At 72.7% G+C, this 12,892-nt stretch carries 13 protein-coding genes; 9 read left to right on the top strand and 4 right to left on the bottom strand.

The features are described from left to right. Positions 1-91 precede the first annotated feature (91 nt). Together AB0E96_RS30125 and AB0E96_RS30120 are read right to left on the bottom strand one after the other, a co-directional pair. Complete coding sequence (locus AB0E96_RS30125) at positions 92-1,414, bottom strand: D-arabinono-1,4-lactone oxidase (RefSeq protein ID WP_359828938.1); 1,323 nt, start codon at positions 1,412-1,414, stop codon at positions 92-94. A 159-nt stretch (positions 1,415-1,573) separates the two neighbouring features. Next, positions 1,574-2,842, bottom strand: a complete 1,269-nt coding sequence (locus AB0E96_RS30120) for an MFS transporter (RefSeq protein WP_359828937.1) — start codon at positions 2,840-2,842, stop codon at positions 1,574-1,576. Between the two features lie 132 nt (positions 2,843-2,974). On the opposite strand from AB0E96_RS30120, the gene AB0E96_RS30115 reads away from it, so the two are divergent. Beyond that, positions 2,975-4,117, top strand: a complete 1,143-nt coding sequence (locus AB0E96_RS30115; RefSeq protein ID WP_359828936.1) for a ferrochelatase — start codon at positions 2,975-2,977, stop codon at positions 4,115-4,117. A gap of 78 nt (positions 4,118-4,195) precedes the next feature. Next, the gene (locus AB0E96_RS30110; RefSeq protein WP_359828935.1) at positions 4,196-5,014 is read left to right on the top strand and encodes an inositol monophosphatase family protein; all 819 of its coding nucleotides are present in this window, start codon (positions 4,196-4,198) and stop codon (positions 5,012-5,014) included. A gap of 162 nt (positions 5,015-5,176) precedes the next feature. Here the strand turns inward: AB0E96_RS30110 and AB0E96_RS30105 are convergent, their stop codons facing one another. Continuing rightward, entirely contained in the window at positions 5,177-5,362 is a 186-nt protein-coding gene (locus AB0E96_RS30105; protein WP_030057688.1) for a hypothetical protein, read from the bottom strand. Positions 5,363-5,802: 440 nt separating this feature from the next. Here AB0E96_RS30105 and AB0E96_RS30100 point away from each other — a divergent pair, with 440 nt between their 5' ends. The 4 genes from AB0E96_RS30100 (at position 5,803) to AB0E96_RS30085 (ending at position 9,858) form a co-directional block, all read left to right on the top strand. After that, positions 5,803-6,456 carry a response regulator transcription factor gene (locus tag AB0E96_RS30100; RefSeq protein ID WP_030057689.1) on the top strand — a complete coding sequence of 218 codons (654 nt, stop codon included), beginning with the start codon at positions 5,803-5,805 and terminating at the stop codon, positions 6,454-6,456. Between the two features lie 199 nt (positions 6,457-6,655). Then, positions 6,656-7,831, top strand: a complete 1,176-nt coding sequence (locus tag AB0E96_RS30095; protein WP_359828940.1) for a HAMP domain-containing sensor histidine kinase — start codon at positions 6,656-6,658, stop codon at positions 7,829-7,831. A 238-nt stretch (positions 7,832-8,069) separates the two neighbouring features. Then, a complete protein-coding gene (locus AB0E96_RS30090; RefSeq protein WP_359828934.1) occupies positions 8,070-9,053 on the top strand; it encodes an acyl-ACP desaturase in 984 nt (327 codons plus the stop codon). 505 nt (positions 9,054-9,558) lie between these two features. Further along, complete coding sequence (locus AB0E96_RS30085) at positions 9,559-9,858, top strand: DUF4193 domain-containing protein (protein WP_359828933.1); 300 nt, start codon at positions 9,559-9,561, stop codon at positions 9,856-9,858. A gap of 268 nt (positions 9,859-10,126) precedes the next feature. Here AB0E96_RS30085 and AB0E96_RS30080 read toward each other — a convergent pair whose 3' ends face one another. Further along, positions 10,127-10,585: a DUF3093 domain-containing protein gene (locus AB0E96_RS30080; RefSeq protein WP_359828932.1), complete on the bottom strand. Its 459-nt coding sequence runs from the start codon at positions 10,583-10,585 to the stop codon at positions 10,127-10,129. 126 nt (positions 10,586-10,711) lie between these two features. On the opposite strand from AB0E96_RS30080, the gene AB0E96_RS30075 reads away from it, so the two are divergent. From AB0E96_RS30075 to AB0E96_RS30065, 3 genes are all read left to right on the top strand, one after another. Then, positions 10,712-11,290 carry a PaaI family thioesterase gene (locus AB0E96_RS30075; protein WP_359828939.1) on the top strand — a complete coding sequence of 193 codons (579 nt, stop codon included), beginning with the start codon at positions 10,712-10,714 and terminating at the stop codon, positions 11,288-11,290. Continuing rightward, positions 11,287-11,754 (top strand): dUTP diphosphatase, encoded by a 468-nt coding sequence (gene dut, locus AB0E96_RS30070; protein WP_359828931.1) that lies wholly within the window; start codon positions 11,287-11,289, stop codon positions 11,752-11,754. The genes AB0E96_RS30075 and dut overlap by 4 nt, the downstream gene beginning before the upstream one ends. A 69-nt stretch (positions 11,755-11,823) precedes the next feature. Then, entirely contained in the window at positions 11,824-12,627 is an 804-nt protein-coding gene (locus tag AB0E96_RS30065; RefSeq protein WP_359828930.1) for a DUF3710 domain-containing protein, read from the top strand. Positions 12,628-12,892: the final 265 nt, after the last annotated feature.

Raw genomic sequence — 12,892 nt, 5'->3', positions numbered from 1 at the left:
ACAACCGCTCACCCGCAGGCGACTTGACCTGCCCCACCCTCGCCACACCACAACCAACGAGAGCAGCAAGACAAAGTCACCGGCATTGGCCCTAGGCGCCCAGCACCCGGCGCAGGTAGTCGTTGCCGAACACCCGCTGCGGGTCGACCTCGTCGCGCAGCGCGGTGAAGTCGCCGAAGTGCGGATAGACGCCGGCCAGGTACCCGGCGTCCCGGGTGTGCAGCTTGCCCCAGTGCGGCCGCCCCTGATGGGCGGTCATCAGCTGTTCGACGCCGTCGAAGTAGCCCTGGTCGGCGGTGCCCCGGTAGAGGTGGACGGCGATGTAGGCGCTGTCCCGGCCGGAGGCGGTGGAGAGCCAGAGGTCGTCGGCGGGGGCGAAGCGCACCTCGACCGGGAAGCCGACCTTCCAGCCGGAGCGCTCCACCAGGGCCTTCAGCTCGCGCAGCACCTCGCCGACGGCCGCGCGCGGCACCGCGTACTCCATCTCCACGAAGCGGACCTTGCGCGGGCTGGTGAACACCTTGTACGCGGTGTCGGTGAAGCTGCGCTCGGACCAGGCCCGGCTGGCCAGCGAGGCGATCGAGGGGATCGAGCCGGGGAAGCGCCGGCCGATCCGGCAGGCGCCCTCCCAGACGGTGTTGGAGAGGAAGTCGTCCTCCAGCCACTCCTTGAACCGGGGCAGCGGGGCGGCCGGGCCCTGGCTGCGGTTGTTGCGCTTGGTGGCGCAGCGGTCGGTGTGCGGGAACCAGTAGAACTCGAAGTGCTCGTTGACGGCGGTGAGGTCGTCCAGGCGCTCCAGCACCTCCTCGAAGCCCATCGGCTGCTCGTGCGCGGTGAGCAGGAAGGCCGGCTCGACGCCGAAGGTGAGCGCGGTGATCACGCCGAGGGCGCCGAGGCCGAGCCGGGCGCCCTGGAAGAGCCGGGGGTTCTCGGTGGGGGAGCAGTGCCGGACGGTGCCGTCGGCGAGGACGATCTCCAGCGCGCGGATCTGGGCGGCCAGCGAGCCGGAGTCCCGGCCGGTGCCGTGGGTGCCGGTGCTGGTGGCGCCGGCCACGGTCTGGACCTCGATGTCGCCCATGTTCGTCAGCGAGAGGCCCTCGGCGGCGAGGACGCGGTTGAGCCGGTGCAGCGGGAGCCCGGACTCGACGGTGATGGTGCCGGCCGCGCGGTCGATCCCGCGGACGGCGGTGAGCGCGTGCGGCCGGATCTGGACGCCGTCGCCGGCCGAGGCGATCGAGGTGAAGGAGTGGCCGGAGCCGACGGCCTTGACGGTGCGGCCCTGTTCGGCGGCGCGCAGGATCTCCTTGGCCAGCTCCTCCGCGGTGCCGGGGGCGGCGGCCCGGGCGGGCCGGGCGCTCTGGTTGCCGGCCCAGTTGGTCCACCGGGTGGGGGTCGCGGTACTGGCCTGGGGCATTGCGCTGCCTCCTGCTCCGTGGCCGAACGAGTCGGCGCGGTCCGGGGCGGCGCGGCCGCCCTTAGGACCTGTCCCATGGATCCCCGCCTGATCCGGGAAATCCGAGAGACAGGCCCTACCCACAGGTAGCCCCGTGGGTAGGGCGAGAGATTAGTCAGTTCACCGTTCGGCGTCTACGGTCCGTTCGGCCCCTTCGGCGGCCGTGTCCGCGCCGTGCTGGGCGGCCAGTCCGGCACGCAGCCGGCCGAGGCCGGCGAGGGCGGCGACCACGCCGAGCAGGCCGGCGGCCAGCGGTACCCAGTAGCCGGCGGCGGCTCCGGAGGCGTCGACCACCCAGCCGGCGGCCGAGGAACCGACCGCGACGCCGAGCGCCAGGCCGGTGGTGGTCCAGGTCATGCCCTCGGTGAGCTGGGCGGCCGGGACGAGCCGCTCGACCAGGGCCATCGCGGTGATCAGGGTGGGGGAGATGGCGATGCCGGCGACGAGCAGCGCGCCGCCGACGGCGACCAGCCCGCCGATGCCGTGCACCGCGTGGGCGACCAGCAGCAGCGGCACCATGCTGATCGCCATGAACAGCACGCCGCCGAGGAAGCGCACCGCCATCGAGCCGGTCAGCTTCAGGGTGCCGAAGACCACGCCGGCGACGCAGGAGCCGAGCGCCCACAGGGCGAGGATCACGCTGGAGATCGACTTGTGGCCCTGGGCCTCGGCGAAGGCGACGGTGACCACCTCGACCGATCCGAAGATCGCGCCGGTGGCGACGAAGGTGACGATCAGTACCTGGAGGCCGCGGTTGAGGATGACCGAGCCGCCCTCGTGCCGGGCGGCCGGATGGACCGGTGGTTCGGTGGAGCGCTGCCCGGCGAACAGCAGGACGCCGACGGTGAGGAAGATCCCGGCGAGCAGCACGCCGGCCTCCGGGAAGACGGAGGTGGCCAGGCCGATGGCGAGGATCGGGCCGACGATGAAGCAGACCTCGTCGACGACGGCCTCGAAGGAGTAGGCGGTGTGCAGCTTGCCGGTGTCCTCGCGGTAGAGGTGGGCCCAGCGGGCGCGGACCATCGCGCCGGTGCTCGGCATCACGCCCATGCCGGCGGCGAAGACGAACAGGGTCCAGTCCGGGGCCTTGAGCCGGGCGCAGAGCAGCAGGCCGGTGACGGCGACGACGGTGATCGCCATGGCGGGGACGATGATCCTGCGCTGGCCGTGCCGGTCCACCAGTCGGGAGACCTGCGGGCCGAGGATCGCGGCGGAGACCGCCAGACAGGCCGAGACCAGGCCGGCCACTCCGTAGGAGCCTCTGAGCTGGGACAGCATGGTCACGATGCCGATCCCGGTCATGGAGATCGGCAGGCGGGAGACGAAGCCGGTGGAGGAGAAGGCCAGAGTGCCGGGGGAGGCGAATATCTGGCGGTAGCTGGACAGCACGGGAGCTCCGGGCAGGGGGAGTAAGGAACAAGGCTGGCAAACACAGCTTACGTACGTTGGCAAACGGTATTTTTCGGACACCCGCGCGGCCCCGGCGACGGCGTCCGGCCCCTCAGTGGCAGGATCGGTGCCATGTCCGACGCGCGCAAACCCTCCCCCTCCGGCGCCGCCCCGTACGACGCCCTGCTGCTGCTGTCCTTCGGCGGGCCCGAGGGCCCCGAGGACGTCGTCCCGTTCCTGGAGAACGTCACCCGTGGCCGCGGCATCCCCAAGGAGCGGCTGAAGGAGGTGGGCAAGCACTACTTCATGTTCGGCGGGGTCAGTCCGATCAACGGGCAGAACCGCGAGCTGCTCGCCGCGCTGCGCAAGGACTTCGCCGAGCAGGGGCTGGACCTGCCGGTTCACTGGGGCAACCGGAACTGGGCGCCTTACCTGGTCGACACCCTGCGGGAGATGGCCGCCGACGGTCACCGCCGGATCGCCGTGCTCGCCACCAGCGCCTACGCCGGCTACTCGGGCTGCCGCCAGTACCGGGAGAACCTGGCCGACGCGCTGGCCGCGCTCGCCGAGGAGGGCGTGCCCGCCCTGCGGGTCGACAAGCTGCGGCACTTCTACAACCACCCGGGCTTCGTCGAGCCGATGATCGACGCCGCGCTGGCCGCCCTGGCGGAGCTGCCCGAGGCCGTCCGCCCCGGCGCCCGGCTGGCGTTCACCACCCACTCCATCCCGGAGGCGATGGCCGAGACCTCCGGCGCCCCGGACGACCCGGCCCGCGGCCGGCCCGGCGGCGCGTACGTCGCCCAGCACCTGGACGTGGCCCGGCTGATCGTCGCGGCGGTGGCCGAGCGCACCGGTGTGGCCGACCGGCCGTGGGAACTGGTCTACCAGAGCCGCAGCGGGGCCCCGCACATCCCGTGGCTGGAACCCGACATCTGCGACCACCTGGAGGCCCAGCACGCCGACGGCGCGCCCGCCGTGGTGATGGTCCCGATCGGCTTCGTCTCCGACCACATGGAGGTCAAGTACGACCTCGACACCGAGGCCACCGCCAAGGCGGCCGAACTCGGGCTGCCGGTGGCCCGCGCCGCCACCGTCGGCGCCGACCCCCGGTTCGCCGCCGCCGTGCGCGAGCTCGTCCTGGAGCGGGCCGCCACCGAGCGCGGCGAGCGGGTGGTGCGCTGCGCCCTCGGCACCCTCGGTCCCAGCCACGACGTGTGCGCGGTGGACTGCTGCCCCAACCCGCGCGCCCCGCGTCCGGCCGTCGCCGAGCGCTGACCGCGCGCCCCGGCCGCCCCGGGTGTCCGGTCCGCCCCACCCGTCCTGTCCGTCCCGTCCGTCCCGGAGGAGAACCCCGTGCCCACCCCCGCCCTGCCCGACGACCGGCTCCTCGACGACCTGCTGGAGGTCGCCCTGGACGCGGCCCGGCAGGCCGGTGCCCTGCTGCGCGACGGCCGCCCGGCCGACCTCGGTGTGGCCGGTACCAAGAGCAGCCCGGTCGACGTGGTCACCGAGATGGACCTGGCCTCCGAGAAGCTCGTGCTGGAGCTGATCACCGACCGCCGCCCGGAGGACGGCTACCTCGGTGAGGAGGGCGCCGAGCGGCCGGGCACCAGCGGGGTCCGCTGGGTCGTGGACCCGCTCGACGGAACAGTCAACTACCTTTACGGGCTGCCCTCCTGGGCCGTCAGCGTGGCCGCCGAGGTGGACGGCCGGGCGGTCGTCGGCGTGGTGTACGCGCCGGCCCGCGGCGAGCTCTTCCATGCCGTCCTGGGCCGCGGGGCCCGCCTCGACGGCCGCCCGGTCTCGGCCCGCCCGGCCCCGCCCTGGGGCCAGGCGCTGATCGCCACGGGCTTCAACTACGTCCAGCCGGTGCGGGTGCGGCAGGCCGAGGTGCTGCTGGCGCTGATGCCGCAGGTGCGGGACATCCGCCGGGGCGGGGCGGCCGCGGTGGACCTGTGCGACGTGGCCGCGGGGCGGCTGGACGGCTACTACGAGCGGGGCCTGGCCCCCTGGGACCGGGCGGCCGGCTGTCTGATCGCCACCGAGGCCGGCGCCCTGGTCGGCGGCCGCCCCGGGCACGGGCCGGACGGCGAGCTGACCGTGGCCGCCGCCCCGGGGGTGTACGAGCCGCTCCAGGAGCGGCTGGCCGAGCTGCGCGCCTGGGCGGACTGACCGGTTCCGGCCGTCCGCCGCCCCCGGAGCCCCGGTGGCGGCGGACGGCCCCGGACATGCGAAGAGCCCTGACATACGGGGGATGCCAGGGCCTGGGTTCGCACGGCCCCCGCAGGGCCGCTGGTGCCGGAGGTCCGGCGACGGGTCGGTGTGCCGGACGGGTCAGGCAGCGGTGCGGTGGCGCTCCAGCACCGTGTCCACGCCGTGCTCGGCGGCGAGTCGGCGGAGGTCGTCCAGCTCGGACTGCTCCACCTCGGCGAGGAACTCGTCCCCGGCCTCGATCGCGCGGTGCAGGTCCTGCTCGGCGTTGGCTATGCGCTGCAGGATTCCGGCCTTGAAGGCGTCCATACGGGCCCCCTTACTGTGTCGGACGTGCACGGTCGTGCGCTCTCCGCCCCGGGGAGGTCCAGCCGGTGAAAGCACCCAAGCCGGATGGTGGTGAATCTCCGGATGGATGCGGAGCGGCCGCGGGCCGCTTCCGGTGATGCCCAGCCCCAGGGCCGGCGCGGATGAACGCACGGCGGGTGGGTGCGACCGGCCGTCGGCCAGATCGCGGGTGTGCAGCTGTCCTCCCCGCCCCCACGGCGGGGAAACCTTCCGGCGCGAGAAAGTTGCCTGTGTCACAGTCCAAGCGGAGTGGTCCGGATACGAACGGTCACCGTCGCGGACCCCGACTCCCTGCCTGAGGGGCAGCTTATCGCTGCTTTACCGCCGGACCAGGCAGGATGGAGGCACCGTCGGAGCCGTGCGTCCGCTTCCGGGGCCGGCCTGGAGAAGGGACAACGACCGTGCGGGTTCTCGTCGTCGAGGACGAGCAGCTGCTTGCCGAGGCCGTCGCGACCGGCCTGCGCCGCGAGGCGATGGCCGTCGACGTGGTGTACGACGGGGAGGCCGCGCTCCAGCGCATCGCGGTCAACGACTACGACGTCGTCGTCCTGGACCGCGATCTTCCGCTGGTGCACGGGGACGACGTCTGCCGCAAGGTGGTCGAGCAGGGCCTGGCGACCCGGGTGATCATGCTGACCGCCTCCGGCGACATCAGCGACCGGGTCGAGGGCCTGGAGATCGGCGCGGACGACTACCTTCCGAAGCCGTTCGCCTTCAGCGAACTCGTCGCCCGGGTAAGGGCGCTGGGCCGCCGCGCGACCATCCCGCTGCCCCCGGTGCTGGAGCGCGCCGGCATCTCGCTCGACCCCGGCCGGCGCGAGGTGATCCGCGACGGCCGCACCGTCCAGCTCGCCCCCAAGGAGTTCGCCGTCCTGGAGGTGCTGATGCGGGCCGGCGGCGCCGTCGTCTCCGCCGAGCAGCTCCTGGAGAAGGCCTGGGACGAGCACACCGACCCGTTCACCAACGTCGTGCGCGTCACCGTGATGACGCTGCGCCGCAAGCTCGGCGACCCGCCGGTGATCGTCACCGTGCCGGGCTCCGGCTACCGGATCTGACGACCGGAGTCCGCCCACCCCGGGACTCCCCGCCGTGAGCGCCCGCCCCGGCGGACGCACCGAGAGGACCATCATGACCACCCCGCCCCCGGCCGGCGGGCCCTCCGGCGCGCCCGCCGGCGGTCCGCGTGCCGTCCCCCCGAAGCCCCTGACCCCGCCGCGCGTCCACCGCCCCGGGCACTACGTCCCCGGCGACGGCATGCTCGCCTGGCTGCCCTTCCGCCCCACCATCCGGATGCGACTCACCCTGCTCTACGGCGGGATGTTCCTGATGGCCGGCGTCGTGCTGCTGCTCCTGATGTACGTGTTCTTCCAGGACGCCGTCTCGTACCTCTCGCCGCGCCAGCTGCTCTTCGACGGCAACAGCGTCCGGGTCACCAGCCCCGACGGCACCGTCCGCACCATGGACACCGCGGCGTTCAACCAGTGGCAGGCCGCCGACTTCCTGGCGCGCTCCAACTCCGCGCTCAACATCCTGCTGCGCAAGTCGCTGACCATGCTGGTCTGCCTCGCCGTGATCGCCTTCGTGGCCGGCTACGCGATGGCCGGCCGGGTGCTGCGCCCGCTGGGCCGGATCACCCGCACCGCCCGCGACGTGGCCTCCTCCGACCTGCACCGCCGGATCGAGCTGGACGGCCCGGACGACGAGCTCAAGGAGCTCGCCGACACCTTCGACGGCATGCTGGACCGGCTGGACCGCTCCTTCGACTCCCAGCGCCGCTTCGTCGCCAACGCCTCGCATGAGCTGCGCACCCCGCTGGCGATCAACCGCACCCTGCTGGAGGTCCAGCTCTCCGATCCGGGGGTCTCGCCCGACCTCCAGCAGCTGGGGAAGACCCTGCTGGCCACCAACGAGCGCAGCGAGCAGCTCGTCGAGGGCCTGCTGCTGCTCGCCCGCAGCGAGAACGAGCTGACCGAGCGGCGCCCGGTGGAGCTGTCCGAGGTGGCCACCCGGGCGCTGGAGCAGACCCGGGGGGAGGCCGACAAGCGCGAGGTCGAGCTGCGCTCGAAGCTCGATCCGGCCATGGCCGCCGGCAACGGCGTCCTGCTGGAACGGCTCGCGCTCAACCTGCTGCAGAACGCCGTCCGCTACAACACCCCGGGCGGCTGGGTCGAGCTGGCCACCACCGCGGTGCCCGGCGGCGGCGAGCTGGTGGTGTCCAACACCGGCCCGGTGGTGCCCGGGTACGAGCTGGAGCACATCTTCGAGCCGTTCCGCCGGATCAAGGGTGCCGACCGCACCCGCAGCGACAAGGGGGTCGGGCTCGGCCTGTCCATCGTCCGCTCGGTGGTGCGCGCCCACGGCGGCACCATCGAGGCCACGCCGCGCGCCGGCGGCGGCCTCACGATGAGGGTCCGCATCCCCTCTCCGTAAGGGTCCAACGCCCCTTCCGCGGGTGACCGTTTCCTGCCGCCCCCGCCAGGCCCGTCAAGACGACATAAGGCCTGGCGGGGGCGGCTTGTCATTTCCGCCCCGAGCAACTTACGGTGTCGTAACCTACGCAACCGTAGGTGAATCCGCCGGCGGCCCGTCGGCGGGTGTGGGGACGTCGTGTCCCCGTTCAGCGCGCCGCGCCCGTCCCAGCGCGTGCCGTCCCCTCAGGAGCAAGACCGTGACCATCGCCCCTGTGCAGAGCAGCTCCTCGCTCGTCGCGAGCGGCTGGACCGACGCGCGGCTGATCCTCGCCCTCGAAGAGGTCGTCGAGAAGGAGCTCAACCGCCACCTGGGCGTCGCCAAGGAGTGGATGCCGCACGAGTTCGTCCCGTGGAGCCAGGGCCGCGACTTCGACGGCGTGCTCGGCGGCGAGGCCTGGGCGCTCGAGCAGTCCCAGGTGACGGCGGTGGGCCGGGTGTCGCTGGTGGTGAACCTGCTGACCGAGGACAACCTGCCCAGCTACCACCACGAGATCGCGACCATGTTCGGCCGGGAGGGTGCCTGGGGCACCTGGGTGCACCGCTGGACGGCCGAGGAGGGGCGTCACGGGATAGCCATCCGCGACTACCTGCTCGCCACCCGGGCGGTCGACCCGGTGGAGCTGGAGCGGGCCCGGATGAGCCACATGTCGGAGGGCTTCGAGTCCGACAACGCGCACAGCATGCTGCACTCGGTCGCCTACGTGGCCTTCCAGGAGCTCGCCACCCGCATCGCGCACCGCAACACCGGCAAGTACGCCGGCGACCCGCTCTGCGAGCAGCTGCTGGCGAAGATCGCCAACGACGAGAACCTGCACATGGTCTTCTACCGGAACCTGCTCAAGGCCGCCCTGGAGATCGCCCCCGACCAGGCCATGCGGGCCGTCGCCGACGTGGTCACCGACTTCCGGATGCCCGGCCACGGGATCCCCGGCTTCGAGCGCGCCGCCGCGCAGATCGCCCTCGGCGGGGTGTACAACCTGCGCATCCACCACGACGACGTGCTCCAGCCGGTGCTGCGGCACCTCAAGGTGATGGAGCTCGGCGGGCTCGGCCCGGAGGGCCTGCTGGCGCAGAACGAGCTGGGCGTGTTCCTGGACGGGCTGGACGGCCAGGCCCGGAAGTTCGAGGAGCGCCAGGCCGCCCTGATGGCGCGCCGCGCGGCCCGGAAGAACGCCGGCTGAGGCATCCGGGGCATCGCGCCGACCGGGTGGGGGGTCGGTACCCCGACCGGTCGGCGTGGGTGGATTTTCCAGGGTTTGCCCTGGAAGATTCCTAACGTGACCAAGCTCACACCGTGTCGCTCCACGATTCCGGGCAACCCCGGAGAGTGATCACCCGCCCAGGGGTGCCGATCGCGGTCCGTGACCGGATTCCGGCCCCGGACCGATCCGCGCGATCGGTCGGCATCCCTGGCGGGCAAGGGATTTCGTGGGCGCCCGCACCCTCCGCGCTCACTGTGCGTGGTCGGTTCGACGGGCCCGGGGAGGGCCGGCGATGGCCCAGCGTGAGGCCTTCCGCAGCCCCGGGGATCAACCCGATGGAGCCCGGGCTGAGTGTCGATTGAGTAACAGGGCTTGAAGTAAGGCAAAATCTCCGCCTCGGGTCGGGCACAAGACCGACCTCCCATGCGTTACGTGCGCTGGAGATACCGCACACACCGCACAACCCGGAGGGGGAGAGCGAAAAATGGCAACCGACTACGACACCCCACGCAAGACCGACGATGACGTCAACGAGGACAGCATCGAGGAGCTCAAGGCTCGGCGCAGCGACAAGAGCAACAGCTCCGTCGACGTCGACGACTTCGAGGCGGCCGAGGGGATGGAGCTCCCCGGCGCCGACCTCTCCAACGAGGAACTCGCCGTGCGCGTCCTGCCGAAGCAGGCCGACGAGTTCACCTGCATGAGCTGCTTCCTGGTGCACCACCGCAGCCAGCTCTACAGCGAGAAGAACGGCAACCCGATCTGCCGGGACTGCGGCAACTGAGCACCGCGGCGGAAAGGGCCCGGTGCCCGCGGCTGCGCCCGCGGGACCGGCACACCGCTCCTTCCGGCCCCGGGCAGCGGGGCCGGGCGGCAGAACCGGGAACCGTCCGCACGGACGGGCCCGGGAGGGCGGAGTCGGCCGGTGAACCGGCCAGGACAAAGTCGTAGGGACGGTCCCGCACCAGCGGAACCGTCCCTCTCCGTATGTCCGGCCACTTCCGGGCCGGTCCGTCCCCGGGCCGGCCGGGCGGCGCCCGGCCGGCCCCGCCTCAGGCGCGGGTGCCGCGCCGGGCGTCCTCCAGGGCCTCCGCCAGCTTCATCGGCGAGCGGGTCGACAGATAGAGGTACGGCGTCGGGTCGGCCGGGTCCGTCACCTCGATCCGCAGCGCCGTCGGGACGTAGCTGCGCAGCAGCATGAAGGCGCGCGGGTCGGCCTTGGGGCCGCGCCAGGCGGCCGCCTCGGCGGGGCTCAGCGCCTGCGCGCCGCCGAGCGCGTCCACCGGGATCCGGGCCGGTCCGGCCACCAGGGAGCCCTGGACCACGCGGATCCGGGCCGAGCCGTAGCTGCTGATCGCGACCGCGCCGGCGGCGATCCCGACCACCAGCCCGATCAGCGCGGCCGGGCCGCTGACCCGGATCAGGACCAGCGTGAGCGTGAGGCCCATCGCGATCGGGAGCAGCCACCAGGAACGCGGCACCGTGAGGCGTTCGTCGTACATGCCCTCCATTGTGGTCGCCCTGACGCCCGGGGCGGGACGCCACCCCCACCGGAGGCTCCCTACCCCTGGGTAGGCTGGGGCCCCGTGACCGGTACGACAGCCCCCAGCACCCCCACCGACCGGCCGGCGCCCGCCATGCCGCCGACCCCGACCACCCCGCCGCCGGACGCCGTCCTGCCGGAGCGCCACCCCCAGGCGCCCGCCCCCGGCACCCGGCTCGGCTCCCACTACGAGCACTGCTTCGGCTGCGGCCCGCAGCACCCCGGCGGCCTGCGGATCGACGCCGTCGCCGGCGAGGGCCTCGACGTCACCGCCGAGTTCGCCGTCCGCGACGCCCACCAGGGCGGCCCCGGCCTGGCCCACGGCGGACTGCTGACCACCGCCATGGACGAGACGCTCGGCACGCTCAACTGGCTGCTGCACGCCCCCGCCGTGACCGGCCGGCTGGAGACCGACTTCCTCAGCCCGGTGCCCGTCGACTCCGTGCTGCACCTGCGCGCCTGGATCACCGGCGTGCGGGGCCGCAAGATCTACAGCGCCGCGGAGGCGCGGATAGGCGGGCCGGACGGACCGGTCGCCGTGCGTGCTCAAGCCCTCTTCATCCAGGTGAAGCTGGAACACTTCACCACGCACGGTCGCCCCGAGGACATCGAGAAGGTCCTCGACGACCCGGACCTGATGAAGCGCGCACGAGCCTTTGAGGTGAACCCTTGAGCACCACCCCCCGCCCGCAGTTGGACGTCCTGATCAAGCGCATCGACCCCGAGCTGCCGCTGCCCGCCTACGCGCAGCCCGGGGACGCCGGCGCCGATCTGCGCACCACCGTCGACGCCGAACTGGCCCCCGGCGAGCGGGCCGTGCTGCCGACGGGCATCGCCATCGCCCTGCCGGACGGCTACGCGGCCTTCGTGCACCCGCGGTCCGGGCTGGCAGCTCGTTGCGGTGTTGCCCTCGTGAACGCCCCGGGGACGGTCGATGCCGGGTACCGTGGAGAGATCAAGGTGATCGTCGTCAATCTGGACCCGCGCGAGGGGGTCAGCTTCCGCCGAGGGGACCGGATCGCCCAGCTGGTGATCCAGCAGGTCGAGAAGGCCCGTTTCCACGAGGTGGAGGAGCTGCCTGGGTCGGCACGCGCCGAGGGCGGGTTCGGGTCGACCGGCGGCCACGCCGCGGTCTAGCATGCCCGCGGCCTCGCAGGAAGCCGAGCAGGTATTCGCATCGGTCTTGGACCGGGAAGGACAGTGACCGTGTTCCGTCGTCGCCAGAAGAGCGAGGACGCTGTCGAGCAGCTCGCCGACGACGCCATCAGCGCCGACGAGACGGCCGATGACGTCGAAGGTTCCGCCGAGAGCGAGAACGTGACCGACCTGGACCCGGCCGACAAGGTCGGCCTCCCGCCGGCCCCGCGGCCGGACGGTCCGTGGGACCACTCCGAGCTGGAGAACCCCGAAGAGGGACGGGTCGACCTCGGGGGTCTGCTGGTCCCCGGTGTCGAGGGCATGGAGCTGCGCGTCGAGGTCGCCGGTGACGCGATCGTGGCCGCCACCCTCGTGCTCGGCAACAGCGCCATCCAGCTCCAGGCCTTCGCGGCCCCGAAGTCGGAGGGCATCTGGGGGGAGGTCCGGGAGGAGATCGCCAACGGCATCACCTCGCAGGGCGGCCTCATCGAGGAGGAGGAGGGCCCGCTCGGCTGGCACCTCCGCGCCCAGGTCCCCGTGCAGCTGCCGGACGGCACCCAGGGCGTGCAGCTGGTGCGGTTCGTCGGCTGCGACGGTCCGCGCTGGTTCCTGCGCGGCGTGATCTCGGGCCAGGCCGCGGTGCAGCCGGAGATGGCCGGGATCCTGGAGCAGGTCTTCCGGCAGACGGTCGTCGTGCGCGGCGAGTCCCCGATGGCTCCCCGCGACCCGATCGTCCTGAAGCTTCCCGAGGACGCCCAGATGGTCGCCGACGGCGGCGGGGCGGCCGTTGCCGCCAGCGAGGGCGACAACCGCTTCGGCGGCACCTCGCTCGACCCGTTCGCGCGTGGTCCGGAGATCACCGAGGTCCGCTGACCCGGCTCCGGCCGGATCCGCACGTCGGCACTGATCGCCCCTGCCCGGGAGCCCGGGCAGGGGCGATTTGCATGTGGCGGGCCGGTCCCCGTACAGTTCCGGAGTCGCCGCGGGAGACCGGGGCGGCAAAGCGGAAAGCGAATCCGATGAATGAAACTCCGGAAAACGGGGCGGAAAACATCTGATAAGCTGGAAACACGAAAGAACGAAGCCCGGAGGGTCCGCTGGAAGGCGGTCCGAAGGAAGCGTCCGTTCCTTGAGAACT

The organism is Kitasatospora sp. NPDC036755 (genome assembly GCF_040636595.1).
Taxonomy (GTDB): Bacteria; Actinomycetota; Actinomycetes; order Streptomycetales; family Streptomycetaceae; genus Kitasatospora.
This window is presented reverse-complemented; position numbering and strand designations above follow the sequence as displayed.